Origin of the sequence: Actinoplanes missouriensis 431 (assembly GCF_000284295.1) — a bacterium.
GTDB lineage: Bacteria > Actinomycetota > Actinomycetes > Mycobacteriales > Micromonosporaceae > Actinoplanes > Actinoplanes missouriensis.
Genome location: NC_017093.1, coordinates 5,848,243 through 5,873,840 on the forward strand (window position 1 = coordinate 5,848,243; position 25,598 = coordinate 5,873,840).

A 25,598-nucleotide genomic window follows, 5' to 3' on the forward strand; every position below is an offset into this window, starting at 1 on the left:
GGAAAACCCATGGAAAACCGGAGTTGAACGTGGACATCGGAGTGGTATTACAGAACGATCCACCGGCCCTCGCGCTGGTGGACTGGGCGAAGAAGGCCGAGGCGGCCGGGTTCAGCCACTTCTGGACCTTCGACTCGCACGTGCTCTGGCAGGAGCCGTACGTGGTCTACTCGGCCATCCTCGGCGCCACCGAGCGGATCGTGGTCGGCCCGATGGTGACCAACCCCGGCACCCGGGACTGGACGGTCACCGCCTCGCTCTTCGCCACGCTCAACGAGATGTACGGCAACCGGACGGTCTGCGGCATCGGCCGCGGCGACTCCGCGCTGCGGGTGCTCGGGCTGACCCCGCAGACCCTCGGCCAGCTGCGCGAGAGCGTGCAGGTGATCAAGGGTCTCGGCAACGGCGCGAAGGTGACCGTCCGGGGCAACGAGATCCAGTTCGCGTGGGCGGCGGACAGCCGCCTGGAGGTCTGGGTCGCCGCGTACGGCCCCAAGGCCCTGGCGATCACCGGTGAGGTGGGCGACGGGTACATCCTGCAGCTCGCCGACCCGGACATCGCCGAGTGGATGATCGGCACGGTCCGCAAGGCCGCGAAGCGCGCGGGACGGGACCCCGACGCGATCAAGTTCTGCGTCGCGGCGCCGGCCTACGTCGGCGACGACCTGGACCACCAGCGGGAACAGACGCGCTGGTTCGGCGGCATGGTCGGCAACCACGTCGCGGACATCGTGGCCCGCTACGGCGGTGAGGGGACCGTGCCGCAGGCGCTCACCGACTACATCAAGGCGCGCGAGGGATACGACTACAAAGAGCACGGGCGGGCCGGCAACAGCCACACCACGTTCGTGCCCGACGAGATCGTGGACCGGTTCTGCGTGCTCGGCCCGGTGGAGAGCCACCTGACCAGGTTGCAGCAGCTCAAGGAACTGGGCGTGGACCAGTTCGCGGTCTACCTGCAGCACGACGCCAAGGACGAGACCCTCGCCGCGTACGGCGAGAAGATCATCCCGGCGTTCGCATGAGGAGAGTCCTCTCGGTACTGGCCGGGCTGCTGGCAGCGGGACTGCTCTGGGAAGGCTACAAGGCAGTCGGCAACCCCGAGGGGACGGTGCTGTTCGGCGTGCGGGTGCTCCCGCGCGCCGACGACCTCTCCATGCCGCACCTCTGGACGGTCGCCGACCGGCTCGGATCGCCCGAGCTGGCCGGCGGCCGCCCGGTCTGGCAGGTGGTCCTCGACGCCTGCGTGTTCACGCTCGGCATCACCGCCGCGGGCTTCCTGGCCGGCGCGCTGATCGGGCTCGTCCTCGCCGTCGCGATGCAGCGCTTCCGGATCGTCGAGCGCGGGCTCCTGCCGTACGTGATCCTGTCCCAGACCGTGCCCCTGGTGGCGCTCGCGCCGCTGATCGCCGGCTGGGGCGGCGTGCTCATGCCGCCCTGGGCGACGGTCGCGGTGATCGCCGCCTACCTCGCGTTCTTCCCGGTCGCGGTGGGCATGCTGCGCGGGCTCCAGTCGCCGTCCGCCAGCGGCGCCGAGCTGATGCGCAGCTACGCCGCGGGGTGGTGGCGCACGCTGGTGAAGCTCCGCTTCCCGGCGGCGCTGCCCTACCTCTTCCCGGCGCTGCGGCTGGCCGGCGCGGCAGCCGTGGTCGGCGCGGTGGTCGGCGAGATCTCCACCGGCACCCGCGGCGGCATCGGCCGCCTGATCATCGAGTACTCCCGGGAGGCCACCTCGGATCCCGCCAAGGTCTACACGGCCATGCTCGGCGCGGCGCTGCTCGGCCTGCTCGTGGCCGGGGCCGTCAGTCTCCTCGAACTGCCGCTGATGCGGCACCGGCGCCACGTGGAGGTGGTGACACTGTGACCGCTGTTCACGTGGAGAACGTGACAAAGGTGTTCAACCAAGGGCGGAGTGACGAGGTCACCGCCTTGTCCGACGTCGACCTGTCGATCGGGCAGGGCGAGTTCGTCTCGCTGATCGGGCCGTCCGGCTGCGGCAAGAGCACGCTGCTCCGCCTGATCGCCGACCTGATCCCGCCCACCACCGGCACGGTCACCGTCGCCGGGAAGCCCGCCGCCGCGGCGCGCAAGGAGCAGGCATACGGCATCGCGTTCCAGCAGGCCGGCCTCTTCGAGTGGCGGACCGTCCGGAGGAACGTCGAACTGCCCCTGGAACTGCGCGGCGTCGGCCGGGCCGAGCGCAGGGCCAAGGCCGAGGAGATGCTGGAGCTGGTCGGTCTCGCCGACTTCGCCGCCCACTATCCCGGGCAGCTCTCCGGCGGCATGCAGCAGCGGGTCGCGATCGCCCGGGCGCTCGCGGTGCAGCCGCCGCTGCTGCTCATGGACGAGCCGTTCGGCGCGCTCGACGAGATGACCCGCGAGCGCCTGCAGTCCGAGCTGCTCGCCATCTGCGCCACGACCGGCACCAGCACCGTCTTCGTCACCCACTCGATCTCGGAGGCGGTCTTCCTCTCCGACCGGGTGGTGGTGATGTCGGCCCGTCCCGGCCGGATCACCGCGGCGATCGACGTCAAACTGCCGTCGCGGGACGAGGCAGGACGGCAGGCGCCGGCCTACTTCGAGAAGATCACCGAGGTACGCAAGGCCCTGCGCTCATGAGGAGGGTGCTGCCGCCCGTGATCGTCGGCGTCCTCGCCCTCGTGCTCTGGGAACTCGTCGTCACGCTCGGCCGGATCGCGCCGTTCATCCTGCCGGCCCCCTCGGCGATCTGGCGGGAGCTGGTCACCCAGCGGACGAACGTGTGGGAGGCCGCCCTCGCCAGCGGGACGAACGCGCTCGTCGGCCTGGTCTGCGGGAGCCTGCTCGCGATCCTGGCGGCGCTGCTCACCAGCCGGTCCCGGATCCTCGGCGAGATCTCCGTCCCGTTCGCCGCCGTGATCAACGCGCTGCCGATCATCGCGCTGGCCCCGATCCTCAACAACATGTTCGAGTCGACGAGCAGCGTGCCGCGCCGCCTGGTCACCGCGATCGTGGTCTTCTTCCCGGTCTTCCTGAACCTGCTGCGCGGGCTGCGCGAGGTGAACCCGGTGCACCAGGAGCTGATGCGCACGTACGCCGCCTCTGGCTGGACGTTCGCCCGGAAGGTGCGGTTGCCCGGCGCGCTCCCCCATCTCTTCACCGGCCTGCGGCAGGCGTCGTCGCTGGCCGTGATCGCCGCGGTGGTCGCCGAGTACTTCGGCGGCCTGCAGGACGGGCTCGGCGCGCGGATCACCTCCGCCGCCGCGTTCACCGCGTACCCCCGTGCCTGGGCCTTCGTGGCCGGCGCCTGCCTCCTCGGACTGACCTTCTACCTCGCCACACTGCTGCTGGAACGGCTCGCCATGCCGTGGCGGCAGCAGCTCATCTCCTGAGAGGTTCCCCTATGCGCCTTGCTTCCCTCGTCGCCGCCTCGGTCCTGGTGCTGGCCGGCTGCGGCACCGCCGACGCTCCCACCACCGCCACACCGGGCGCGAGCGGCGCGCTCACCCCGATCAAGCTTCAGCTCCAGTGGTTCTACCAGGCGCAGTTCGCCGGTTACATCGCCGCCGTGGACCAGGGGTTCTACTCCGAGCAGGGACTCGACGTCGAGCTGCTCGAAGGCGGCGTCGACATCGTGCCGCAGACCGTGCTCGCCCAGGGCAAGGCCGACTACGCGGTGGCCTGGGTGCCGAAGGCGCTGGCCTCCCGCGAGCAGGGCGCCGGGATCACCGACGTCGGGCAGATCTTCGCCCGCTCCGGCACCTACCAGGTGGCCTGGGCGGACAGCGGGATCACGACGGCCGCCGATCTGAAAGGCAAGAAGGTCGGCAACTGGGGCTTCGGCAACGAGTTCGAGCTCTTCGCCGGCATGACCAAGGCCGGGATCGATCCAGGCAAGGACGTCACGCTGGTCCAGCAGCAGTTCGACATGCAGGCGCTGCTGAAGAAGGAGATCGACGCCGCCCAGGCGATGAGCTACAACGAGTATGCGCAGCTCCTGGAGGCGAAGAACCCGGCGACCGGCAAGCTGTACACCGCGGACGACTTCTCGATCATCGACTGGAAGACCGAGGGGTCGTCGATGCTCCAGGACGCGGTCTGGGCGAACACCGAGAAGCTCGACGACCCGGCGTACCAGCAGCAGACCGTGAAGTTCCTGACCGGCACCATCAAGGGTTGGGCGTTCTGCCGGGACAACGCCGAGAAGTGCCGTGACCTGGTCGTCGCGAAGGGCTCGAAGCTCGGCAAGAGCCACCAGCTCTGGCAGATGAACGAGGTCAACAAGCTGATCTGGCCGTCCACCGGGGGCATCGGCGTGATCGACGAGGCGGCCTGGAAGCAGACCGTGGACATCTCGCAGACCACCAGGAATCAGACCGGCGACACCGTGCTGACGAAGGCCCCGGAGGGTCTCGCCTACACGAACGACTACATCACTCAAGCCGTCGCCGCCGCGAAGGCGGCCGGCGTGGACGTCACGGGCTCCGGCTTCCAGCCGGCGACGGTGACCTTGGAAGAGGGCGGCGCGTAAAGAAGGGCCGGGGCGACGGTGAAGGCGTCGCCCCGGCCCTTTCGGTCAGAGGAATGGATCAGAGGGGGATCAGGCGGGCGGCGAGGGCCACCGCGGTGAGGTCGCCCTCGCGGAGCAGCTGGGCGGCGTTGCGTTCGTCGAGGGTCTCCAGGCGGGTGGCGGACGCCTCGATCAGCGCCGCCTCACCGGCGAGCAGCCGCCGCGCGATGCGGGCCTGCGCCGGGCTCAGCTCCGCGTACGCGCACCTGTCGAGGGCCTCGACCGTCTGCTCGTCGAGCCGGCCCTCCATGGCCCGGTCCCGCACCACCTTGGTGAGCCAGCTGGGCCACCAGCTGTACCGGCCGACCACCGAGCCCGAGGCGAGAGCCACGCCCGGGGAGTGCCCGGCCGCGAGCATCCGCACCGCGAGGTCGTTGTCGAAGCGCTCCATCCGCAGCGCGCCGACGAAGACCCGCAGGATCTGCTGCGTCGTGAGGAAGTCCTCGGCCTCCGACGCGGCGTCGGCGACCCGGCCCTCGAGCAGGTGGCAGGCGGCGTGCGCCGCCGCCAGCTCGAACGCGTCGCCGGAGCGCTCCTCCAGGCGCTGCACGGTCTGGACGAGCCGGTCGACGGCCTTGTCGGACCGCTCGGTCAGCTCGGCGCTGTTCGGCTTGTTCAAGTGACGGACAACGATGTCCGTGGCTATCTCGGCCTCGCGGCGCAGCAGCGGCGACGCGATCTTCGCGTTGATGAGATCGCCGAGTCCCTCGGTGAGGAACGCGGTGTCGAAGCGCTCGGAGGCCTCGTGGAACTGCGCCCACCACGACGCCGGGTGTCTCCGTTGTTCAGTCACGCCACTAAGCGTGACTGATCAGTAACGGACTGACAACTCCGTTGGCGGTGCGACTTTTCACGCCGCCGAATCCTCAGACCGAACGCCGCGACCCCAGGCTCGCCGGGTTCAGGAAACCGGCCTTGACCAGGGTGCGGCTCATCGGGCGGGTAAGCTCGGCAAGACGCAGGCAACCCGTCTCCCCGAGCACGCGATAAGCGGACTCGGCCAGCCGATCGGTGCGCTCCTCGATCACGGCGCGCAACTGCCGGCCCGCGTCGGAGAGCCCGTCGCCCTCCAGCAGGCCCCGGGCGCGCAACCCGTCCGCGGCCGCCGCCCACGCGTCCCGGCTCCAGCCCCGGGTGCCGCGCAGGAACCGCTCGTCGATCTCGCCGCTGGCCACGTGCAGCACGATCGCCTCCAGTCCACTGATCTCCGCCGCCAGCAGCGCCGCCACGTGCCCGTCCCCGCGGAACTCGCGGAGCAGCATCTGCGCGTGGAAGAGCACCAGGTGCGGCTCGTCCGGCCACGGCAGCTCGGCGTGCGCGGCGAACAGCGGCCGCCCCTGCGGCATCGCGGCCGCCGCCTCCGCCGCGGTCCGGGCGAGCGCGGCCGCCTCGGCCACCTCCGGGCCGGCGATCGTCGCGGCGCCCAGGCCGCGGGTCAGCGCCGCGCCGGCCGCCTCCAGGCGGGCCGCCAGCATCGCGGCCGGGGTGGTCTTCGCCCAGACGGCGGGCAGGACCTTGGCCACGAGCGCCGGGTTGAAGTTGTAGAAGGTGGCGGCGACGATGCCGGGACCACAGGCCCCGAAGACGGCGCCGCGGGACGCGAAGTACCCGGCGTTCGGATCGTCCAGCCCCGCCCGCTCGTACGCCTCCGGCGCCTCCGGCACGAAGTAGACCATCGCGTGGATCGGCTCGGTGACCCGCCAGGCCAGCCGGTAGGGGCTCTCGGTCATGTCTCCTCCAGGGGCAGCTCCGCGACGTTACCGGAGAGTAACGTCTCGGAGTGCCGCGGCGCAGGCCGGTCCGCGACGGTGTGCCACCGGCCGGAGCGGCGAGCCGCCTCCCGGGTCACCAGATGCACGGGCAGCGGCGGGGGCGGGAACGGGCCGGCGCCCCACCGGACCCAGATGGCGAGACGGCCCGCGGCGGCCTCGGCGAGCAGCTTGTCGACCGTACGCTGACGGTCGGTGCGGTCCACCTCGATCGCGATCGGCGGTCCGCCGGGGCGCGCACAGGCCACGTCGAGCACCGAGTTGCCGCGCAGCGGTGGCGGCAGCGGGAACACGCTCGGGGCACGCCGGTAGACCCGCCACCCCTGCTCCTCGCCCCACTCCGCGATCGCGTCCACGATCCGCGCCGTCGCCTGGCTCTCGGTGAGGTCGGCGAAGGTGAGCCGCTCCAGCCGGGCCGCGAGCGATCGGGCCGTGCCGGTGCCGTCGTCCGCCGTGTCCATCGCCGTACCTTAGACCGGCACGGGCCGCGGGCGGTCAGGAGGCGTAGGCGCGTTTCTCCTCGTACATCCGGAGGTCGGCGGTGTTGAGCAGGTGGTCCGGGTCGCAAGCCGGGCCGCACGCGACGCCGATGCTGGCGCCGACCGTCACCGGCTTTCCGTCGATCGTGACCGGGCGGGTCAGAGCCGTGCGCAGGCGCGCCGCGAGCAGATCGGCCGCCGGGCCGCCGCCGCGGACCAGGACCGCGAACTCGTCACCGCCGAGCCGGGCCGGCACGTCGTCCGGGTCGGCGCATTCGATCAGCACGGCCGCCACGTGCCGGAGAACCGCGTCGCCGGCGGCGTGCCCGTACCCGTCGTTGATCTGTTTGAAGCCGTTGAGGTCGATCAGGAGCACCGCCGCGTCACCCGGCACCCCGGCGGTGGCCGCGGTGAACTCGCGCCGGTTCGCGAGCCCGGTCAGCTCGTCGTGGCCGGCCTGGAAGCGCAGCCGTTCGTGCAGCTCACGGGACTCGGTGATGTCCCGGGCATTGCAGATCACGCCGCCGATGCCGGGCTGGTGGCTGAGGTTGACGGCATGCACCTCCAGCCAGCGCCAGGTGCCGTCGGACCGCCGGTACCGTCCCTGATAGGTCATCTCGGCGCCGGGCGTGCGGTACAGGTGATCGAGGCCGGCGCCGAGCCGCTGCTCGTCCTCGGCGTGCAGGATCTCCCGCGACGACCGGCCCAGCACGGAGCCGACCGGCAGCCCCAGCAGCCGTTCCACGGCCGGGCTCACATAGCGGAACGTGCCGTCCTCGCCGGCTATCGAGATGATCTCGCTGGAGTGCCGCAGCATCGACTCGAGCAGCTTCTCGCGCCGGCGGATCTCGTCGACCAGGCGGTTGTTCTCGCCGAGCGACACGATCTGCCGGGCGACCACGAGCGCCACGTTCAGCACCAGACCGATCAGCGCGCCGGTGGTCCCGGTGAGAACAAGAGCAACGACACAGACCACCGTTCCCAGGTACGGCAGGAGCAGGTGCCACCGGCGGCCCGGCGGCACGTCGTCACGTGCCCGGTCCGCACGCTCGCCGCCGCGCAGATGAACGCGCGCGACCGCCGCGGACAGCAGGGACGGCGCGAAGATGAGGACGTACTGCAGATGGGGGTGCCCGGCGCCCGTCGCCGACACCAGGGCCGTCGCCATGACCTGCACGAGCACGCTCGCCACCAGCAGGACGGCGGCCGGGGTGGACATCGGGCTGTGACCGCTGACGCCCATCCGGACCACCAGGAAGACCGCGCAGAACAGCAGGCCGGAGCCGAGGGCCACCGGCAGGTAGAGGTCCCGGCCGCCGCCGGTGGCCAGGCACCAGGTCACCGTGGCGGCGGCAGTCGCCACGATCCCCGCGTCGAGGGCGAACCGGATGCTCGCGGAGCTGGTCCAGGACGCCGCCGGATAGCGCAGCGCCGCCACGCAGACCAGGAGCATCCCGATCAGCGCGGCGGCGCTCTGCACCGGATGGAAGGTCAGGCCGTCCGACTGCGGAGCGGCGATCAGCACCAGGCACTGCACCGTGTCGCCGCAGAGGAACACCAGGCCGGCGGCGGCCAGAGCCCACCAGAAATGCCGGGCCGGTCGGGGCAGGCCGGGAGTGCGGGCCACCGTCCGGGACCACAGGAACAGCAGCAGGTCCATCACCGGGAGGACCAGCCAGGCGACCAGGGCCTGTGCCCGGTGGCCGCCGAGGTCCAGCGCGTAGGCGCCGGTCAGCAGCGTGCCACCGAGCAGGAGCAGGAGGAGAACCGGATCCCGGCCGCGCATGTCCGTCCCCCTTTTGCCGCGTGTCTCTGCCAGCGATCGGCGGGGAGTGGCGCGGTCTTAGATTTTCGCTACGCGGTGACTTCCGGCTCCGGGGTCTCGGTGAGGGCCGGCGTGGCCGGCGTCTCGGTCGGCTCGGGCGTCGTGGGCTCGGGCGTGGTCGGCTCGGGGGTGGTGGGCTCGGGGGTGGTGGGCCCGGGCGTGGTGGGGGTCGTGGGCGTGGGGGTCGGCGTCGGCTTCGGCTTCGGCTTGGCGGTGGCCTTCTTCTTGCCGGTCACCACGATCTTCCCGGCGGTGTACGCGGTGTCCACCCGGGTGCCGGTCACCTGGATCTTCTGCGGCGCGCCGAGGGCGCTCAGCGCGGCCTTCTTGCCGTTCAGCTTGATCGCCACGCTCGACGGGACGGTGATCGTCACGGTCTTGCCCTTGACGTCCTTGGTGCCACTGGTGACCTTGACGGTGACCGTGCTCTTCGCGGTGTCCACGGCCGTGACCGTGCCGAGCGCCGAGAAGCTGACCTTCTTCGCGGGCTTCTTTGCCGGAGCCTTGGCGGGGGCTTTGGTGGGTGCCTTGGCCGGGGCTTTGGTGGGTGCCTTCGTCGGGGACTCGGTCGGCGTCGTGGCCGGCTGCTTCGCCGCCGGCTGCTTGGTGGCCGGCTTCTTCGCGTCCGGCTGCTTCTTCGTGGCGGCGACCGACGCGGCCGGCGCGGCGGCGGTGGCGGCCACGCTCGTGCCGGCGGCGGTGACGGTGACGGCCGCGACCATGACGACGGCGGCGGCAGTGCGGCGCATACGCATGAAACTGAACTCCTCGGTTCTGGGGAGTTCCCACGATCGGTAGACCGGGGTTCAGTCCGGTAGCGGTCCCGGTTGCGAGCCGGTTGCGGTCCTTTCCGGCCCCGCGGTGCCCGTAGCGGTTGACATGTCCGCCCGACTCGGCGAATGTCCTGGCATGCACGATGTCTGGCCGGCCCCGGGGATCCTCCTCGCCTCGCGGTACCGCCTCGTCACCCTGCTGGAGACGGGCGGGATGGCCCAGGTCTGGCGGACCACCGACGAGCTGCTCGACCGCCCGGTCGCGGTCAAGCTGCCGGCCGGCGACACCCGGGCCGCCCACCTGGCCTGGCGGGAGGCGCGGCTCGCGGCCCGGCTGTCGCACCCCGGCATCGCCGCCGTCCACGACTACCGCGAGGCGGTCCGCCCGGACGGCTCGGTCGCGCCGTTCGTGGTGATGGAACTGCTCAGCGGCGAGACCGTCGCGGCCCGGCTGACCGACGGCCCGATACCGTGGGGCGAGGCCGTCTCGATCGGCGCCGCCGTGGCCGAGGCGCTGGCCGCCGCGCACGCCGCGGGCGTGGTGCACCGCGACATCAAGCCCGGCAACGTGATGCTCTGCCCGGGCGGGGTGAAACTGCTCGACTTCGGGATCAGCGCGACCGCAGGCGAGCCGGACGACGACGACACCGGGGCCACGTTCGGCACCCCGGCCTACGCGGCGCCGGAGCGTCTGGACGGCAAGCCCGCCGAACCCGCCACCGATCTGTACGGGCTGGGCGTGCTCCTCTTCGAGATGGTGGCCGGTGAGCCGCCGTACTCGGTGGACACCTGGGAGGAGCTGGCCGCCGCACAGGCGCGCGGCCCGGCGAGGCTGCCCGACACGCTCCCGGTGCGGCTGCGGGACCTCATCGGCCAGTGCCTGGACGACGACCCGTACCGCCGTCCCTCGGCCGCCGAGGCGCGCCGGGCCCTCGCCCGGCTGATCCCCTCGACCGGCAGCCGGCGGACCATCCCGCTGCCCGGCCCGCCACCGACCGGCAGCGCCCGCGTCGTCCCCCGGCTGACCGGCGACCCCGCCGTGAACCGCCGCCGGATAGCGGTCGGCATCGGCCTGGCCGTGGTCGCCGGATCGTTCGTGGTGCTGGTCAACTCGGTGCAGCAGTCCGGCGGCGACGACGCCCAGTTCGCCGCGCCGCCCAGCGCGTCACCCGTGGTCAGCAGCCCGGCACCGGCCACCCCCGCCCCGGAGCCGCCCGCGCTCAGCCCGTCCGCCCTCAGCCCGTCCGCGAAGGCGTCGGCGCTGACCGTCGAGGCGGCGGTGAGCCGGGTACGCGACGCCGTTCAGGAAGGTGAGCAGGCCGGTGAGATCAGGCCGGACGTCGCGCTCGACTTCCTCAACCTGATCGGGCAGCTGGACGGAGTGTCCGGGGTGGACCTGGACGATCGGGCCGACCTGCTCAGCCGCAAGGTGCGCCAGCGGCTCGGCGAGGGCGGGCTGACCTCGGACCAGGCGGCGGTGCTGCAGGACCGGCTCACCGAGCTGAAGGGCGCGGCGGCCTGAGATCTCCCCCGGGCCGGGCGGCGCCGCCCGGGGTCTCACCCACGGATCAGGCGGATCCGCGCAGGATCAGCCGGGTCGGCAGCACGGTCTCCCAGTCGGCCGCGTCCTCGCCGTCGATCTTGTTAAGCAGCAGCCGGACCACCTCCTGACCCATCTGCTCGATCGGCTGGTAGACGCTGGTCAGCGGCGGGTCGGTGTGCCGGGCGATCACCGAGTCGTCGAAGCCGATCACCGCGACGTCCTGCGGCACCCGGCGGCCCGCGCGGCGCAGCACGCGCAGCGCACCGGCCGCCATCATGTCCGAGGCCGCGAACACGCCGTCGATCTGCGGGTACTGCTGGAGCAGCCACTCCATCGCGGTGGCGCCACTCAGCTCGCCGAAGTCGCCGCGAGCGGCCGGGCCGTCGCCGACCACGTCGCGGTACCCGTCGTACCGCGCGATGCCGGCCGCCATGTCGAGCGGGCCGGTGATCGTGGCGATGCAGCGGCGTCCCTGCTCGCGCAGGTAGGTGACGGCCGCGCGGGCGCCGCCCCGGTTGTCCGCGTCGACGAAGCTCACCGCTTCCGGGTGGGCCGGGCGGCCGACGCGCACGGTCGGCACGCCCCGCTCCTCCAGCACCGTGGGCAGCGGGTCGTCGCCGTGCAGCGAGAGCAGCAGCGCGCCGTCGACGTGCTGGCGGGTCAGGTATCCCTCCAGCTGACGCCGCTCCTCGGGCGCCTGCGCGATCATCAGGACCATCTGCAGGTTCCGGGCGACAAGCACCGAGGAGATGGACTGCACGATCCGGCCGAAGAAGGGCTCGGCGAAGAACCGCTCACCGGACTCGAAGATCACCAACGCGATCGAGTCGGTCCGCTGGGTGACCAGCGCGCGGGCCGCGCGGTTCGGCACGTAGCCAAGCGCTTCGATAGCGTCCTGGACCGCTGCCCGGGCCCGTGGGCTCACCTGCGCCGACCCGTTGACGACACGCGACACCGTGCCCCGGCCGACGCCGGCCCGGGCCGCGACCTCCTCCAGCGTCGGGCGCCCCGTGGAGCGGCTCCGTTCGTCCCGCATCGCCGGCCGTCCTTTCCGCGTCGCCGCACGCAACCGACACACGGTACACGTGCATATGCGTCACGAGGGTAGTCCGGTTGGCGGGATCCTTGCGTACCCTGTCCTCCCCGCCAGTTCCGTGGCGTGACCCGGACCGGCAAGGTGGAGACGTGACCGGAAATCCCATCCCACCGCCCCACCCACCACCCATGAAGCGGACTGAAGGCCATAAAATCGCTGTCCTGGTGCTCCCGGGCGCCGCCCCGCTCGACGTCGGCATCACCTTCCAGGTGTTCACGCCCCGCGACGGCGTGCCGACCTACCAGCTGACCCACTGCTCCCTGGCACCCGGCCCGGTGCCCGGCCGCGACGGTCTCGGCTTCACCGTCGAGGCCGGCCTGGAGGCGCTCGCCGACGCCGACACCGTGATCGTTCCCGGCTACCGGTTCCCGCTGCGCCCGCTCGACCAGCGTGTTCTCGACGCGCTGCGGGACGCCGCCTTCCGCGGCGCCCGGATGGTCTCGATCTGCACCGGCGCGTTCGCGCTCGCCGCGGTCGGCCTGCTCGACGGCCGGCGCGCCACCACGCACTGGCGGATGGCGCCGGCCCTGGCCCGCGAGTACCCGAAGGTGCAGGTCGACGGCAGCGTCCTCTTCGTCGACGAGGGGCAGGTGCTGACGTCCGCCGGGGTGGCCGCCGGGATCGACCTCTGCCTGCACATCATCCGGCGCGACCACGGGGTGCAGGCGTCCAACGCGGTGGCCCGGGTGCTCGTCGCGGCGCCGTACCGCAGCGGCGGGCAGTCGCAGTACGTGCCGCGCACTATCCCCGAGCCGCTCGGCGACGTGTTCGCGGCGACCCGGGAGTGGGCGCTGCAGCATCTGGACGAGCCGCTCACGCTCGCCGCGCTGGCCCGGCACGCCCGGGTGTCCGAGCGCACGTTCGGCCGGCGGTTCGTCGAGGACACCGGGTACACGCCGATGCAGTGGATCCTGCGGGCGCGCATCGACCTGGCCCGGGAGCTGCTCGAAGGCAGCGAGCTGAGCGTGGACCAGGTGGCCGGGCGGGTGGGACTGGGCACCGGGGCGAACCTGCGGCTGCACTTCCAGCGGGTGCTGTCGACGACGCCGACCGAGTACCGGCGGACGTTCCGCTGGCGGGATCCTGCCGCTTCCTGACGCTCCACCACCTTTATCCGTCTTTATCGTGATCGGAGGATGAAGGCATGACACGAGTTGCCATCAACGGCTTCGGCCGCATCGGCCGCAACGTCCTGCGGGCCGCCGGAGACCTCGAGATCGTCGCCGTCAACGACCTCGCCGACACCCGCACCCTCGCCCACCTGCTGCGGTACGACAGCACCCTGGGCCGCTACCCCGGAACGGTGGAGGCCCACGACGACCATCTGATCGTGGACGGCCGGCGGATCGACGTCCTCAGCGAGCGCGACCCGGCCCGGCTGCCGTGGAAGGATCTCGGCGTGGACGTGGCAGTCGAGTCCACCGGCCGGTTCACCGCGGCCGCCGACGCCCGCGCCCACCTCACCGCCGGCGCCCGCAAGGTGCTGGTCAGCGCGCCGTCGAAGGGCGCGGACATCACCATCGCGTACGGGCTGAACCACGGTGACTACGACCCGGCCGTACACGATGTGGTGTCGAACGCCTCGTGCACCACGAACGGACTCGCTCCGGTGGCGGCCGTCCTCGACGATCTGGCCGGGATCGAGACCGGATCGATGACGACCATTCACGCGTACACCCAGGAGCAGAACCTGCAGGATGCCCCGCACCGGGACCTGCGGCGCGCTCGCGCCGCGGCCCTGAACATCGCGCCCACCACGACCGGCGCGGCGACCGCGATCGGCGCCGTGCTGCCCCGGCTCGCCGGCCGCCTGACCGGGTACTCGGTGCGCGTGCCGGTTCCGGTCGGATCGCTTGTCGAGCTGAACGCGCTGGTCGAGCGCCCGGTCACGACCGAGGAGATCAACAGCGCGTTCGAGGCGGCGGCGGCCGGCCCGCTGCGCGGCATCCTGGAGTTCTCCGCGGACCCGCTGGTCTCCACCGACATCACCGGCAATCCGGCGTCGTCGATCTTCGACTCGTTGCTCACCGCCGCGCAGGGGCGGCTGGTCAAGGCCGTGGCCTGGTACGACAACGAGTGGGGCTTCGCCAACCGGGTCGTGGACACGCTGCGTCTTCTCGGCCGGGGATAATCTCTAGACTGTCCCGATGGCGGTCACCTTGGCAGATGTGGCCCGGCTCGCCGGGGTCTCCCCCGCGACCGTTTCCCGCGTCATCAACGACAGTGCGAAACCGGTCAACGAGGATCTCCGCGAGCGGGTCCTGGCCGCCGTCGCCGAGCTGCACTACGTGCCGAACGCGCACGCCCAGCACGTGGCCCGGCCCCGGCAGGCAGCCGTCGGCGTGATCGTCCACGATGTCTCCGACCCGTACTTCGCGGAGATCACCCGGGGGCTGCAACGACAGGCCGCCGACCACGGCCGGCTGCTGGTGATCTGCAACAGCTACCGGGTGCCGGAACGCGAACTGGCCTACGTCGCGCTGCTCCGCGCCCAGCAGGTGCACGCCCTGATCCTGGCCGGCTCCGGCTATCACGACGACGCGTTCACCGCGACGCTCAACGCCGAGCTCGCCGCCTACCAGCACTCCGGCGGCCGGGTCGCGGTGATCGGCCGGCACCGGCTGGTCGGCTCCGCGGTCCTGCCGGCGAACGAGGCCGGCGCGCACGCCCTCGGCCTGCGCATCCTCGGCCTCGGTCACCGGCGGGTCGGCGTGATAGCCGGCCCGCGCACGCTCACCACGACCACCGACCGGCTGACCGGATTCCGTCAGGCCTTCGACGAGTGCGGCGTCGAACTCCCCGCGCGCCGGGTCGTGCACGCCGACTTCACCCGCGACGGCGGCGTCACCGCCACGACCACCCTGCTCGACAGTGATCCCACGCTGACCGCCCTGGTGGCGCTGAACGACTCGATGGCCGTCGGCGCCCTCGCCACCCTGCGGGAGCGGGGCGTGCGCGTCCCCGAGGACATCTCGGTGACCGGTTTCGACGACATGCCGATCGCCCGGGACGTGACGCCGGCCCTGACCACGGTCCGCCTGCCGCTGGTCGAGATGGGTGAACGCGCGATGGCGCTGGCGCTGGGCGACGATTCGAGTCCCCGAACCGAGCCTGCGCCGGCCACCATCGCCTGGCGCGCCAGCTGCGCCCCGCCCACCCCCTGACCCCGCGTGCGGATCTGCGGCGCGTTCCACACACTCCCCGGCGTGTTGAGTTCCGGCGCGCTCCGCACCCCCACTCCACACACTGCCCGGCGGCACCCTCAGCGTGTTGACTTCCGGCGCGGTCAGGTGTCCAGGTGGACCCGCTCGCCGTCGTGGTCGAGGATCGCTATCACCTCGGCCGGGCCGCCGCGCGCGCCGAACGCGTGCGGAACCATCGTGGAGAACGCGGCCGCCTGACCCGCCTCGACGAGGATCGTCCGGTCGCCCAGGATCAGCTCGACGGTTCCGGAGAGCACGGTGAACCAGTCCCGGCCCGGATGCACCCGCAACGCGTCCGGCCCGCGCTCGGCCGGCTTGGTGACACGCATCCGGGCGACGGTCATCCCCTGCCGCCCCGGCTCATGGGTGAGCACCCACGTGGTGATCCCCCGCTCCGGATGGTGATGCGGCGTGATCACCACTTCGTCGCCGGGCGTCTCCACCAGCGAGTCGAGGCTGGCGCCGAGCGCGCGGGCGATCGCTGTCAGCTGATCGAGGCCGATCCGCCGATGTCCGGTTTCGATCCGGCTGAGCGTGGACGGGCTGAGGTAGCACCGCGCCGCCAGCTCATCCAGCGACCACCCCTTGGCGATCCGAAGTCCGCGGATTCGTGCCCGGACGAGAGCATCCACCTCAGCATCTTGCGTCATACGCAAGAGTGTATGCGCTTCGAGCAAGAGCGACGTATGGTCGACTCATGCCACACGATCACGACCAAGCCTCCGTCCACGACCACGCCTCCGCCCACGGACACGGACACGGACAGGGACACGGAGACGGACACGGCCACGGGCACGGGCACGGCCACGGCGGGCATCACGGCGGCGACATGCTTCCCAGCCTTCTGGACATCGACGCCGAGGTGGCCCGCCCGCAGATCGAGGCCCTCACCGCCCACATCGCCGAGATCGCCACGAACCACCCGGTGAAACACATCCTCGATGTCGGCAGCGGCACCGGTACGGGCACGTTCGCCCTGCTCCGCCGCTTCCCGGACGCCACCTCCACTGCCGTCGACACCTCCGCCGACATGCTGCGTCACCTCACCGGCGCGGCCCGGCAGCACGGCTTCGGCGATCGTGTCCGCACCCTGCAGGCCGACCTCGACGCGGGCTGGCCCGCCGTCGGCCCCGCCGACCTGATCTGGGCCTCGTCCTCGATCCACCACATGGCCGACCCGGACCGCGTGCTCCGTGAGATCCGGTCCACCCTCGCGCCCGGCGGCCTGTTCGTGATGATCGAGATGGAGGCGATGCCGTACTTCCTGCCGGCCGGCCACGCCGACGGCCTGGAGGGTCGCTGTCAGGCAGCCGCCTCGGAGGCCAAGGCCGAGCACCTCCCGCACATCGGCTCGGACTGGCCGGCCCGCCTGGAGGCCGCCGGTCTGTCCGTCCTGGAGGCGCGCCTCATGACCGTCGAACTGCCGGCCCCACTGTCCGAAAAAGCCCAGCTGTACGCCGCCACGGTGCTGGGCCGTTACCGCACCACCCTCGCCGACCGCCTGTCCGTCGCGGACCTCGCCGCCCTGGACGAGCTGCTCGCCCCCGGCGCCCTGGCAGCCCTGCCCGGAGTGACGGTCCGCAGCACCCGGGACGTCTACTTCGCCCGCTGACGCAACCGGTCCCGAGCAGCCGGTCCCGAGCAACCGGAACCCGCGCGACCCGAACCCGCGCGACCCGAACCGAGCAACCGGAACCCGCGCGACCCGAACCGAGCAACCGGAACCCGCGCGACCGGACCCGAGCAACCGGGACCCCGTCAGGAGACGGGGACTCCCAGGCGCTCCTCGAGGATCGCCTTGATCCGGTCGGCCTGCACGCGGCTCTTGACACCGGTGATCGACTGAACGCGGTTGCGGGTGATCCGGCCGTTCGCGCGGAGGTACTCCTCCAGCTGCCCGCCGTAGACCTCGAGGATCTCCTCGTCCGTGGCCGAGCGGGTGCTCCGCGGGCGGGGCAGCAGGTGCTGGTACGGCTGCGCACTCCCGGAACCGCCCTGCCCGCTGAGCGCGAGCACGTAGTCCCCGATGAACGCGCGGATCGTGTCCTCGTCGAGGCGGGGCGCGCTGGGTGCGAGGAGTTCGGCCAGCTCGTACGGGTCGGCGGGCAACTCGTCCTGGTTGAGCTCCTCCTCCAGGGCGTTGCGCAGCTCCTCGATCGCGGCCAGCCACGTGGCGGACCCGGGCGTGGCGGTGGCCGGCTCCGGCAGGAAGTCACGCCACGGGTACGCCACGTCGCCGTACTCACCGTTCAGCTCGCGGATGTAGTCGTTGACGAACGCCTTGATCACGCCCTCGCCGAGCTCGGAGTTGCGGGCGGCGAGGTTGCGGACGAGCTCGGTGACGCGCGGGTAGGTCATGTCGGGCAGGTCCTCGACGCTGATCTCCATGGCCACCTGCTTGCTGAGGCGGTCCACGGCGAGACGCCACCACGGCGAGCCGACGATGCTGACCGCCGGCCGGGCGCCGGTGCCGATCGACGCCCAGGCCGGGATGGCGGGAGCTGGGGAGACCGGTGCCGCCGGGGTGGCGCTCACGACAGGCGAGAACGACTCGACGGCCGGCGGCATCGCAGCGACCGGCGGCGCGGGCACAACGGCAGGCACGGGACTGGCGGGCACAGGGCCGGCGGGCGCGAGGCCGGCAGGCACAGGACCGGCAGGCGCGAGGCCAGCGGGGCCGGCGGACGCGAGGCCAGCGGGGCCGGCGGGCACAGGACCGGCCGGCGCGAGGCCAGCGGGGCCAGCGGACGCGGGCGGAACGTCGTCGGCCGGGCGGCGCTGCATCGGCACGCCGGCCGACCCGTTGCGCTGCGCCGCGAGCGCCTCCGCGATCGCCTCGGTCACCAGATCGTCCGGCGCGTCGGCGACCACCGGCGGCACGAAGCGAACCTGAGGAGCGGCCGGTGACACCGGCGCCGGAGCCTCCGGCGGTGCGGCCGGCGCGGGCGCCGCAGTGCTGGGGGCCGGCACGGGGAGCAGGGCGGGCGCCGCCGGCTGCTCGGGCGGAACGGCGAGCCGCACCGCGCCCGGCACCAGCAGGTCCATCACGCGCTGGATCCGGTTCAGCTGCTGGACCACGTCCGCCACGACCGGCTCACCGGCGGTGCGCGCGTCCTTGAGCAGCCGCGACTTCCACCACGCCTTCGGCCAGCGGCCGCCGCTGACCCGGTGGTAGTTCACGACCATCCGCCGCACCTGCCGCTCGGACGCCATCCGAACCAGGTCGGGGTCGTCGTCGGGGATCAGCCAGCCCCAGCGCTCGGCCATCCGGCGCGGGCTGTAGGCGAAGCGACCGCGGCGCACCCGCTGACCGGCGGCGGTGAGCGCCGCCCACCACATCAGGAAGATCACACAGGGTACGGCCAGACGCAGCAGCTTCTCGGTGCCGGTGACGGCGTTGCTGGCCACGATGATGCCGGAGATCGCGGCGATCAGGGCGGCGATGTAGAGCATCGGACCGGGGTGACCGGGCGTGAGGATCTTGCCGTCCGGGCCGTAGACGGTGGTGCGCCGGTACTGCTCGGCGGCGAGGGACGTCGCGGTCAGGAAACAGATCTCGAAGACCGCGAAGACCAGCACCGCGAAGATCTTCGGCAGCTTGAGCTGGTCGACCGCGATGACCCACATGCCCTCGGCGTTGAGCAGCAGGGCGAGGTTCATGCTGAACGCGAGCGCGATCGGGCGCAGCGGCTTCTGTGACTTCTTGGCCCAGATGAAGAGCCCGATCAACGCGATCACGCCGAGCAGACCGCCGCCGAGCAGCACCAGCGCGGCGTAGTCCTGCCAGAACTCCGCGACCAGGTCGTTGAGCTGCTTCACGCGGGGTGCCCCTCTCGTACAACGTCGCCGCGCTTTCTACCACGCGGATGTGACATGCGGCGACGAACGCTACCGGACGCCGAGTGGCGGGAACGAATTGATCACCTTACGGTCGGGAAAAGGGGAAGGATCGAACGAATGGGATGGACCCTCGTGGTCGCCGCCGTCGTCCTGGCCGCGTTGCTCGGCGGCTGGGTGATCGCCAAGACCCGGCCGCGGACGGCGGGAACAGCGGAGATCGGGACACTGCCGGAGGATCGGGGAGCGGTGGCGGACGAGACGGAGGCGGAGGCGGTCCGGGCGGCGGCGGAGCGGGCCGTGGTGGCGGCCGACGAGGCGCGGCACCGGGCGGAGCACGTGGAGCGGCTCACCGAGGAGGCCGAGCAGCGCTATCTCGCCGCCCAGTGGGAGGCCCGCTCGGCGGCCGGGAACGAGTCGGACCGGCTGGTGCAGCGGGCGGCTCTCGATGCGTACCGCCGGGGTGATCTTGATGTGTCGCAGCTGAACACCATCTGGGAGCACGCGGGGGCGTCCACGGTGGAGCCCGACCCCGGGCGGGTGGACGCGGCACGCGACGAGTACGACCGGGCGCTCGCCGCCACCGCGCAGGTACGCCAGGAGGCGCACGTCGCCGAGGTGGCCGCCGAGGCGCTGGTCGAGGAGACCCGGATCGTCGCGACCGAACGGCCCCGGACCGGCCTGGACGACCTGCTGAGCTGACGGCCCGCCCGCTCACACAGCGCGAAACAGCCCGGTCACGGCCGTGACCGGGCTGTTTCACAGGACTCAGTTCACGCGTTCAGGGTGCACGGGGCGAGACCCTCGGCGTTCAGGTTCGGCTTCGCGGCGGCGCGCCCGATCGCCGTCTCCATCCGGTTGATCGCGGCGACCCGCTTGTCCTCCAGCGGGCCGAGGATCGCGTTCTGGATGAAGTTCGGCCCACCCTGACCCTGCGTGCTCACGATCCGGGCGTTCGCCTCCCGGATCTGGGTCTGCAGCAGCTCCAGGTTGCGGGTGATCTCGGCCTGCGCGGACGCCGGGATCGCCACGCCGATGTTCACGGCCGGGCAGTTCACGGTCGGGACCGCGGCGTTGCCGTTGCCGGCGTTGCCGCCGCCGTTGCCCGGGTTCGCGGTGGCCACCGCGGTGGGCTGGGCGGCCGAGGCGCCGCCGTTCTGGTTGAGGCTGCACGTCGAGAGTCCCTCGGCGTTCAGGTTCGGCTTCGCGGCGGCGCGCCCGATCGCCGTCTCCATCCGGTTGATCGCCGCGAACCGCTTGTCCTTCAGCGGGCCGAGGATCGCGTTCTGGATGAAGTTCGGCCCGCCCTGACCCTGCGTGCTCACGATCCGGGCGTTCGCCTCCTGAATCTGCGTGTTCAGCAGCTGGAGGTTCCGGGTGATCTCGGCCTGCGCCGACGCCGGCACCGCGACGTTGATGTTCACCGTCGGGCAGTTCACCGTCGGCACACCGGCAGCGTTGCCGCCGCCGTTGTTGTTACCGGCGTTGTTGTTGCCGGCGTTGTTGTTGCCGGCCGCGGCGCTGGGTACCGCCGTCGGCTGCGGGCGGGACGCGCCGCCGTTCTGGTTGAGGCCGCACGTCGAGAGTCCCTCGGCGTTCAGGTTCGGCTTCGCCGCGGTCCGCCCGATCGCCGTCTCCATCCGGTTGATCGCCGCGAACCGCTTGTCCTTCAGCGGGCCGAGGATCGCGTTCTGGATGAAGTTCGGCCCGCCCTGACCCTGCGTGCTCACGATCCGGGCGTTCGCCTCCTGAATCTGCGTGTTCAGCAGCTGGAGGTTCCGGGTGATCTCGGCCTGCGCCGACGCCGGCACCGCGACGTTGATGTTCACCGTCGGGCAGTTCACCGTCGGCACCGCGGTGTCCGCGGCCGCCGCCACGCCGAGTCCGACTCCGACCAGGGCCACCGCGACACCCGCCACGCCGGCCACGCGCCAGCGCCGGACGTTCGTTCCCCCGTTGCTCCGGTAGCTCCGGTAGCGCCTCATCTTCGTGCCTTCCTGTCGGACCGCCTTCTCGACGGTCCATACGGGAACGCTCCCAGGAGGGATCGAAATAAAGCGAAACTTAAGGTTCGACGGGCTGCCCTCTTAAGAAACCTGTCCGTTCCTGATCAGCCCGCGGGGCTCTCACCAGCTACTTCACGATCATGGGCCCCCGCCGCGTGCGCGAGAGCCCATGACGAGCGGTGCCGGGTCAGATCCGGCCGGCGCCGGCTCCCGCGGTCACCACGGCGGGCACCAGCGCGGTCGGGGTGACCGGACCGGCGCGCAGGACCGGGGTCCAGCCGGCGTCCGTGCCGAGGTCCGGGTCGTGGGTCGCGTTGTACTCACCGAGCAGGCTGACCGCGCGGACCGGCCCGGTGCCGACCCGGGTCAGCGTGCCGATCTCGGTCATCGCCGTGCCGCCCCAGTCGTAGACGAACTCGTCCAGGTCGATGTCGGCGCTGCGCAGCAGGAAATTGTTCTCCGCGTAGATCGCCGAATAGACCCCGGCACCCCAGGAGTACGAATAGGAGTCCTCGTCGGTCAGGTAGTAGTAGTTGTTGTAGACGTCCACCTGACCGAACCGCACCCGCGGAACCCGCTGCCCGACATTGGCGAACCTGTTGTGATGAATCGTCACCCGGAGCTTGCCCGCATCGGCGCCGACCGTGTTGGTCGAGCCGATCAGCATCGTCTTGTCGTGCTCCTGGAAGACGTTCCAGGAGACCGTGACGTAGTCCGAGGCCCGGATCACGTCGAGTGCCCCGTCGTGCACCTGGTACGGCCGCCCGAAATAGCGTGGCTGCGTCGCGTCCACGTTGTTCCCGTCGCTGAACGTGTTGTGATCCGCCCAGACGTGGGTGGCGCCGGTGAGGGTGATCAGGTCGTAGTTCGAATTCCAGTTGCCGGCTGATCCGTCGGTCGGATCCCAGAGCGGGAAACAGTCGGCGGCGTCCTCCAGGCGCAGATTGCGCACGATGACGTTGTCGACGTTCTGGATCAGCAGATTGGCGCCGACGAGGCGGGCGTTCGGCAGGCCCAGAATGGTGGTGTTCGCGCCGACGCGCAGCTGGATCCGCGCGGCCTGGTTGCGCGCCGAACGCACCCGGGCCTCCTCGAGGGGTCCGCTCGGGCGGGTCGCGGTGCCCCACACGGCCGGGTCGTAGGCCGCCAGGTAGGCGTCCAGCGAGTACGCCGGGTCGGCGTAGTCGGCGCAGGTCAGCGTGTTGCCGGCGTCGTCGGTGTTGGCGTTGATGGTGCCCGCGACCAGCACGATCCGCGGCGTGGGATCGGTGCCGCCGGCGAGGGCGGCGGCCAGTTCGGCGCGGGTGCGCACGACGAAGACGTGCGCGTCGTCGGCTGCGGAGCCGCCGGTGGTGCCGGTGGTGGCGGCGGCCCATCCGTCGTTCGCGGGCAGCGCCTGCCGGGCGGCGGCGGGAAGAGCCGCGGCAGTGCCGGCGACGGAGAACGGGGTCGCCGAGGACAGGGTCGCCGAGGACAGGGCGCCGGACGGGAGAGCGGCGGACGCCGCCGGGGAGAACGGGACGGTGGTGACCGTGGCGGCGAGGACGATGCCGGCGGCAGCAGAGAAAAGGGAGCGCATCATGGGCTTACTCGACCGGTTCCGCGGTGACCGGCTCGAGGTGCATCCACGTGAAGACCAGCGGGTCGGTCCCCCGGCTGATCAGATGGTGGTCCTCCCCCGGCTCGAAGACGATCGCCTCCCCGGCCTCGAACGTGTCGACCTCGGCGCCCTCGATCTCGATGACGCCGCTGCCCTGCACGATGACGAACACCTCGGGAACGGTGTGCACGTGCCGGCCTGGCTCGTCGTGGGTCCGGAAACCGGGCTGGGCGTAGACCCGGAACCCGCCCCGCTGCACGACGTGCCCGGGAAGAACACTGGTGAACGTGGCTCCCCGATGATGGTCCTGCAATTGTTTGACGGCTAATTTGCGCACGGACGATCCTCCTCTTGATCTCTCACAGCGGGATGAGCTGAGCCCGGGACGCCCAGCCGGCGCCGAGCTCGGAGGGCAGTTCACCGGTGGTGGCGACCTGCCGGACCAGCTCGTCGATGCCGGGCAGCACCGATCCGCCGCCCTCGGGATGCGCGACGAGCCATTTCGATCCGATCTCGATCGGTGGCGCCGACCCCACGATCGCCGCGCCGACAGCGGTGAACGTCGCGGTCCGGGCCAGCGGCGCGAGCAGCGGCACGGCGGGGTCCGCGCGGTGGTCGAGCAGGTTCTCCAGGAGACCGGTCCGGCCCGGCACCTCGCGGGACGTCTCCTCGCCGGGCAGCCGCAGCCGGTCGGTCGGGTATTCCAGGGCCGCCCCGCCGACCCGGATCTCACCGGCCAGGAAGACTGCCGACGCGAGCGTCACGCCCACCGTGATCCGGCGGCCGTCCCCGGCGGTGACCCGCAGGAACGTGGTGTCGTCGGTCTCGATGTCCCGGGTGCGGTACGCCTCCAGCTCCAGGTGGCGGGGCCGGAAACCGGGACCGGCGACGACCAGCGCCTGCATCAGCGCGTGGGCGAACGGGTTGACCAGGGCGCCGTCGAAGACCGGGCGCCCGCCGACCGACCGGCGCCCGGCCCAGGGCGCCCGCCGGTAGTAGGTGTCCGGTCGCCACCAGGCCCCGAACACGCCGATCGGACCCGCCGGGGCGGCGTCCACCAGCCGGGCCAGGGCCGCCGATCCGAGCGCCTGGAAACCCACCTGGCAGAGCCGGCCGGACTCGGCGACCGCCGCGGTGAGCCGCCGGTGCTCGTCGAGAGACATCACCGGCGGCTTCTCCAGCAGCAGGTCGGCGCCGCAAGCCAGCGCGTCCAGGGCGATCGGCAGGTGGGTGTGCGGTGGCGTGCAGATCACCACCACGTCCGGGCGGACCGCGGCGAGCAGCGCGGTGTGGTCGGTGAAGAACGGCACGCCGTCCAGGGACGCCGCGTCGTCCGGGGCGAACGGCTGCCTGTCGCAGAGGCCGGCCACCTCGATCCGGCCGGCGTCCCGGAGGCGGCTCAGCACCCGGCGGTGGGACAGGCCGTGCCCGCCCGCGCCGATCAGTGCGACCCGGGGCGTCATCGTCCCGCCTCCCGGATCGTGGCCGCGGCGCCGTGCCGGTCCAGCTCGCCGTACCAGCGCACCACCTCACGCCGCAGCACGTCGTCGCCGGCCAGCCCGGGTGGGAACACCTCGCTGAGACCGGTCAGCGCGCTCGTCACACCGTTCGGCGTGTCCGGCATCGCGGCGAGCGCCTCCCGGATCCGCCCGCTGAGTGGATCGTCCAGCGGCAAGCGGGCGCCGCTGTCGGCGTACCCCCGCGCGAAGCGCATCCACGCGGCCAGGAACAGCCCCGCCCAGCAGGGGTTCCCACCCTGATCGCGCAGGTCCTGGATGGTGCCGAGCAGGCGGTGCGGCAGTTTCTGGGTGCCGTCCATGGCGACCTGGATGTTGCGGTGGCGTAGCTCGCGGTTCGCGAACCGGGTCAGGACCGTCGCGCCGTACCCGGTGACGGTCACGCCGGGCGGCGGGGTGACCGTGCGCGCCACCTCCTCGGCGAGGAACCGGCGCAGCACCTCGCTCATGCCGGGCATGTCGAGCGAGTCGGCGATCAGCTCGTGCCCGGCGAGCGCGCCCAGATAGGCGAGGGCCGAGTGGACGGCGTTGAGCGCCCGCAGTTTGAGCGTCTCCCACGGGGTCACGTCGCTGGTCAGGACCACGCCGGCGGACGGCCAGTCGGGACGCCCGCCGGGGAACCGGTCCTCGATCACCCACTGGGTGAAGGGTTCGGCGACGACCGGGACGGCGTCGTCGGCGCCGAGCGCGAGCGCCGCCCGCCGCCGGTGGTCCGCGGTCGTGGCCGGGACGATCCGGTCGACCATGGTGGCCGGGAACGCCACGTCGTCCGGCAGCTGTGCGCCGGCCACCTCCAGGGCCCGCGCGACGAGGGCACGGATCCGCGGGCCGTTGCCCTGCAGGTTGTCGCAGCACAGCACGGTGAGCGGGCCGGCGCCGGCCGCGCGGCGGGCGAGCAGGCCACGGGCGAGCAGCGCGGGCACCGACACCGGCGGGGCGTCGCCGGTCAGCTGTGCCCGCATGTGGTCGTCGCCGGTGAGCCGGTACGCCTTCTCGGTGACGGTGAGCGAGACGATCCGGATGGCGGGGTCGGCAATCGCGGCCAGTACCCCGTACGGGTCGCCGGCGGCGTGCCCGAGCCCGGACAGGATGCCGACCGCCCGGGCCTCGTCGGCGTTCCCGCCCACGGTGAGCACGCTGTAGAGCCGGTCCTGCTCGCGGAGCCGGTCCACGATCTCGCGGGAGCGCGGCGCGATCCCGACGATCCCCCAGTTCCCGCCGGAGGCCGCGACCGCCGCCTCGGTGTAGACGGCCTGGTGTGCCCGGTGGAACGCGCCGAGTCCGAGATGGACGATGCCGGGACGGACCTCGCCCGGCCGGACCAGCGGGCGGGCGGCCGCGGGAAGCCCGGCGGCCGCGGCGAGGCCGAGCCGATGGGTCACCGCCATGCCGGGCCGTCCG

At 72.1% G+C, this 25,598-nt stretch carries 24 protein-coding genes; 11 read left to right on the forward strand and 13 right to left on the reverse strand.

The window, feature by feature from the left end; translation table 11 throughout:
- Positions 1–29 precede the first annotated feature (29 nt).
- The 5 genes from AMIS_RS26990 to AMIS_RS27010 are packed head-to-tail and all read left to right on the forward strand — an operon-like array spanning position 30 to position 4,510.
- On the forward strand, positions 30–1,025 hold the full coding sequence (locus AMIS_RS26990; RefSeq protein WP_014445596.1) for a TIGR03842 family LLM class F420-dependent oxidoreductase: 996 nt from the start codon (positions 30–32) through the stop codon (positions 1,023–1,025).
- Positions 1,022–1,864 (forward strand): ABC transporter permease, encoded by an 843-nt coding sequence (locus tag AMIS_RS26995; protein WP_014445597.1) that lies wholly within the window; start codon positions 1,022–1,024, stop codon positions 1,862–1,864. Before AMIS_RS26990 ends, AMIS_RS26995 begins: the two co-directional genes overlap by 4 nt.
- Complete coding sequence (locus tag AMIS_RS27000) at positions 1,861–2,619, forward strand: ABC transporter ATP-binding protein (protein WP_014445598.1); 759 nt, start codon at positions 1,861–1,863, stop codon at positions 2,617–2,619. The genes AMIS_RS26995 and AMIS_RS27000 overlap by 4 nt, the downstream gene beginning before the upstream one ends.
- Complete coding sequence (locus AMIS_RS27005) at positions 2,616–3,371, forward strand: ABC transporter permease (RefSeq protein ID WP_014445599.1); 756 nt, start codon at positions 2,616–2,618, stop codon at positions 3,369–3,371. The genes AMIS_RS27000 and AMIS_RS27005 overlap by 4 nt, the downstream gene beginning before the upstream one ends.
- Before the next feature lie 11 nt (positions 3,372–3,382).
- Entirely contained in the window at positions 3,383–4,510 is a 1,128-nt protein-coding gene (locus tag AMIS_RS27010) for an ABC transporter substrate-binding protein (protein WP_014445600.1), read from the forward strand.
- A 58-nt stretch (positions 4,511–4,568) separates the two neighbouring features.
- On the opposite strand, the gene AMIS_RS27015 is transcribed toward AMIS_RS27010, so the two are convergent.
- The 5 genes from AMIS_RS27015 to AMIS_RS27035 all read right to left on the reverse strand — a co-directional run bounded on the left by AMIS_RS27015 (position 4,569) and on the right by AMIS_RS27035 (position 9,377).
- Positions 4,569–5,342 carry a hypothetical protein gene (locus AMIS_RS27015; protein ID WP_014445601.1) on the reverse strand — a complete coding sequence of 258 codons (774 nt, stop codon included), beginning with the start codon at positions 5,340–5,342 and terminating at the stop codon, positions 4,569–4,571.
- A gap of 73 nt (positions 5,343–5,415) precedes the next feature.
- Positions 5,416–6,279: an SCO6745 family protein gene (locus AMIS_RS27020; protein WP_014445602.1), complete on the reverse strand. Its 864-nt coding sequence runs from the start codon at positions 6,277–6,279 to the stop codon at positions 5,416–5,418.
- On the reverse strand, positions 6,276–6,779 hold the full coding sequence (locus tag AMIS_RS27025) for a hypothetical protein (protein WP_014445603.1): 504 nt from the start codon (positions 6,777–6,779) through the stop codon (positions 6,276–6,278). Before AMIS_RS27025 ends, AMIS_RS27020 begins: the two co-directional genes overlap by 4 nt.
- Before the next feature lie 34 nt (positions 6,780–6,813).
- Positions 6,814–8,583: a diguanylate cyclase domain-containing protein gene (locus tag AMIS_RS27030; RefSeq protein ID WP_014445604.1), complete on the reverse strand. Its 1,770-nt coding sequence runs from the start codon at positions 8,581–8,583 to the stop codon at positions 6,814–6,816.
- Between the two features lie 68 nt (positions 8,584–8,651).
- On the reverse strand, positions 8,652–9,377 hold the full coding sequence (locus tag AMIS_RS27035; RefSeq protein ID WP_014445605.1) for a hypothetical protein: 726 nt from the start codon (positions 9,375–9,377) through the stop codon (positions 8,652–8,654).
- Between the two features lie 154 nt (positions 9,378–9,531).
- Between AMIS_RS27035 and AMIS_RS27040 the strand changes: the two genes are divergently transcribed.
- Entirely contained in the window at positions 9,532–10,917 is a 1,386-nt protein-coding gene (locus tag AMIS_RS27040) for a serine/threonine-protein kinase (RefSeq protein ID WP_051042150.1), read from the forward strand.
- Positions 10,918–10,963: 46 nt separating this feature from the next.
- Here AMIS_RS27040 and AMIS_RS27045 read toward each other — a convergent pair whose 3' ends face one another.
- Positions 10,964–11,974: a LacI family DNA-binding transcriptional regulator gene (locus AMIS_RS27045; RefSeq protein WP_014445607.1), complete on the reverse strand. Its 1,011-nt coding sequence runs from the start codon at positions 11,972–11,974 to the stop codon at positions 10,964–10,966.
- 188 nt (positions 11,975–12,162) lie between these two features.
- Between AMIS_RS27045 and AMIS_RS27050 the strand changes: the two genes are divergently transcribed.
- From AMIS_RS27050 to AMIS_RS27060, 3 genes are read left to right on the forward strand one after another with little or no spacing between them, the layout of a single operon-like run.
- Positions 12,163–13,131, forward strand: a complete 969-nt coding sequence (locus AMIS_RS27050) for a GlxA family transcriptional regulator (RefSeq protein WP_014445608.1) — start codon at positions 12,163–12,165, stop codon at positions 13,129–13,131.
- A 47-nt stretch (positions 13,132–13,178) separates the two neighbouring features.
- Positions 13,179–14,165 (forward strand): type I glyceraldehyde-3-phosphate dehydrogenase, encoded by a 987-nt coding sequence (gene gap / locus AMIS_RS27055; protein WP_014445609.1) that lies wholly within the window; start codon positions 13,179–13,181, stop codon positions 14,163–14,165.
- A 16-nt stretch (positions 14,166–14,181) separates the two neighbouring features.
- Positions 14,182–15,198 (forward strand): LacI family DNA-binding transcriptional regulator, encoded by a 1,017-nt coding sequence (locus tag AMIS_RS27060; protein ID WP_014445610.1) that lies wholly within the window; start codon positions 14,182–14,184, stop codon positions 15,196–15,198.
- A gap of 122 nt (positions 15,199–15,320) precedes the next feature.
- Here the strand turns inward: AMIS_RS27060 and AMIS_RS27065 are convergent, their stop codons facing one another.
- Positions 15,321–15,887 carry a helix-turn-helix domain-containing protein gene (locus AMIS_RS27065; protein WP_014445611.1) on the reverse strand — a complete coding sequence of 189 codons (567 nt, stop codon included), beginning with the start codon at positions 15,885–15,887 and terminating at the stop codon, positions 15,321–15,323.
- Positions 15,888–16,066: 179 nt separating this feature from the next.
- Here AMIS_RS27065 and AMIS_RS27070 point away from each other — a divergent pair, with 179 nt between their 5' ends.
- A complete protein-coding gene (locus AMIS_RS27070) occupies positions 16,067–16,849 on the forward strand; it encodes a class I SAM-dependent methyltransferase (RefSeq protein ID WP_014445612.1) in 783 nt (260 codons plus the stop codon).
- A gap of 146 nt (positions 16,850–16,995) precedes the next feature.
- Here the strand turns inward: AMIS_RS27070 and AMIS_RS27075 are convergent, their stop codons facing one another.
- Positions 16,996–19,056, reverse strand: coding sequence for a hypothetical protein (locus AMIS_RS27075; protein ID WP_014445613.1), 2,061 nt, complete (start codon positions 19,054–19,056; stop codon positions 16,996–16,998).
- A 138-nt stretch (positions 19,057–19,194) separates the two neighbouring features.
- Here AMIS_RS27075 and AMIS_RS27080 point away from each other — a divergent pair, with 138 nt between their 5' ends.
- Positions 19,195–19,776, forward strand: a complete 582-nt coding sequence (locus AMIS_RS27080) for a hypothetical protein (RefSeq protein WP_014445614.1) — start codon at positions 19,195–19,197, stop codon at positions 19,774–19,776.
- 71 nt (positions 19,777–19,847) lie between these two features.
- Here the strand turns inward: AMIS_RS27080 and AMIS_RS41925 are convergent, their stop codons facing one another.
- The 5 genes from AMIS_RS41925 to AMIS_RS27105 form a co-directional block, all read right to left on the reverse strand.
- The gene (locus AMIS_RS41925; RefSeq protein WP_014445615.1) at positions 19,848–21,059 is read right to left on the reverse strand and encodes a hypothetical protein; all 1,212 of its coding nucleotides are present in this window, start codon (positions 21,057–21,059) and stop codon (positions 19,848–19,850) included.
- A 208-nt stretch (positions 21,060–21,267) separates the two neighbouring features.
- Positions 21,268–22,662, reverse strand: coding sequence for a pectate lyase family protein (locus AMIS_RS27090; protein ID WP_014445616.1), 1,395 nt, complete (start codon positions 22,660–22,662; stop codon positions 21,268–21,270).
- A gap of 4 nt (positions 22,663–22,666) precedes the next feature.
- Positions 22,667–23,017: a cupin domain-containing protein gene (locus tag AMIS_RS27095; RefSeq protein ID WP_041830093.1), complete on the reverse strand. Its 351-nt coding sequence runs from the start codon at positions 23,015–23,017 to the stop codon at positions 22,667–22,669.
- Between the two features lie 22 nt (positions 23,018–23,039).
- The gene (locus AMIS_RS27100; RefSeq protein WP_014445618.1) at positions 23,040–24,143 is read right to left on the reverse strand and encodes a Gfo/Idh/MocA family protein; all 1,104 of its coding nucleotides are present in this window, start codon (positions 24,141–24,143) and stop codon (positions 23,040–23,042) included.
- A complete protein-coding gene (locus AMIS_RS27105) occupies positions 24,140–25,585 on the reverse strand; it encodes a mannitol dehydrogenase family protein (protein ID WP_014445619.1) in 1,446 nt (481 codons plus the stop codon). The genes AMIS_RS27100 and AMIS_RS27105 overlap by 4 nt, the downstream gene beginning before the upstream one ends.
- Positions 25,586–25,598: the final 13 nt, after the last annotated feature.

Coding starts and splice junctions, on each gene's coding strand:
- AMIS_RS26995 (WP_014445597.1), top strand. CDS start 1,022: ATGAGGAGAGTCCTCTCGGTACTGGCCGGGCTGCTGGCAGCGGGACTG.
- AMIS_RS27005 (WP_014445599.1), top strand. CDS start 2,616: ATGAGGAGGGTGCTGCCGCCCGTGATCGTCGGCGTCCTCGCCCTCGTG.
- AMIS_RS27010 (WP_014445600.1), top strand. CDS start 3,383: ATGCGCCTTGCTTCCCTCGTCGCCGCCTCGGTCCTGGTGCTGGCCGGC.
- AMIS_RS27020 (WP_014445602.1), bottom strand. CDS start 6,279: ATGACCGAGAGCCCCTACCGGCTGGCCTGGCGGGTCACCGAGCCGATC.
- AMIS_RS27025 (WP_014445603.1), bottom strand. CDS start 6,779: ATGGACACGGCGGACGACGGCACCGGCACGGCCCGATCGCTCGCGGCC.
- AMIS_RS27030 (WP_014445604.1), bottom strand. CDS start 8,583: ATGCGCGGCCGGGATCCGGTTCTCCTCCTGCTCCTGCTCGGTGGCACG.
- AMIS_RS27035 (WP_014445605.1), bottom strand. CDS start 9,377: ATGCGTATGCGCCGCACTGCCGCCGCCGTCGTCATGGTCGCGGCCGTC.
- AMIS_RS27040 (WP_051042150.1), top strand. CDS start 9,532: ATGCACGATGTCTGGCCGGCCCCGGGGATCCTCCTCGCCTCGCGGTAC.
- AMIS_RS27045 (WP_014445607.1), bottom strand. CDS start 11,974: ATGCGGGACGAACGGAGCCGCTCCACGGGGCGCCCGACGCTGGAGGAG.
- AMIS_RS27050 (WP_014445608.1), top strand. CDS start 12,163: ATGAAGCGGACTGAAGGCCATAAAATCGCTGTCCTGGTGCTCCCGGGC.
- gap (WP_014445609.1), top strand. CDS start 13,179: ATGACACGAGTTGCCATCAACGGCTTCGGCCGCATCGGCCGCAACGTC.
- AMIS_RS27060 (WP_014445610.1), top strand. CDS start 14,182: ATGGCGGTCACCTTGGCAGATGTGGCCCGGCTCGCCGGGGTCTCCCCC.
- AMIS_RS27065 (WP_014445611.1), bottom strand. CDS start 15,887: ATGACGCAAGATGCTGAGGTGGATGCTCTCGTCCGGGCACGAATCCGC.
- AMIS_RS27070 (WP_014445612.1), top strand. CDS start 16,067: ATGCTTCCCAGCCTTCTGGACATCGACGCCGAGGTGGCCCGCCCGCAG.
- AMIS_RS27080 (WP_014445614.1), top strand. CDS start 19,195: ATGGGATGGACCCTCGTGGTCGCCGCCGTCGTCCTGGCCGCGTTGCTC.
- AMIS_RS41925 (WP_014445615.1), bottom strand. CDS start 21,059: ATGAGGCGCTACCGGAGCTACCGGAGCAACGGGGGAACGAACGTCCGG.
- AMIS_RS27090 (WP_014445616.1), bottom strand. CDS start 22,662: ATGATGCGCTCCCTTTTCTCTGCTGCCGCCGGCATCGTCCTCGCCGCC.
- AMIS_RS27100 (WP_014445618.1), bottom strand. CDS start 24,143: ATGACGCCCCGGGTCGCACTGATCGGCGCGGGCGGGCACGGCCTGTCC.
- AMIS_RS27105 (WP_014445619.1), bottom strand. CDS start 25,585: ATGGCGGTGACCCATCGGCTCGGCCTCGCCGCGGCCGCCGGGCTTCCC.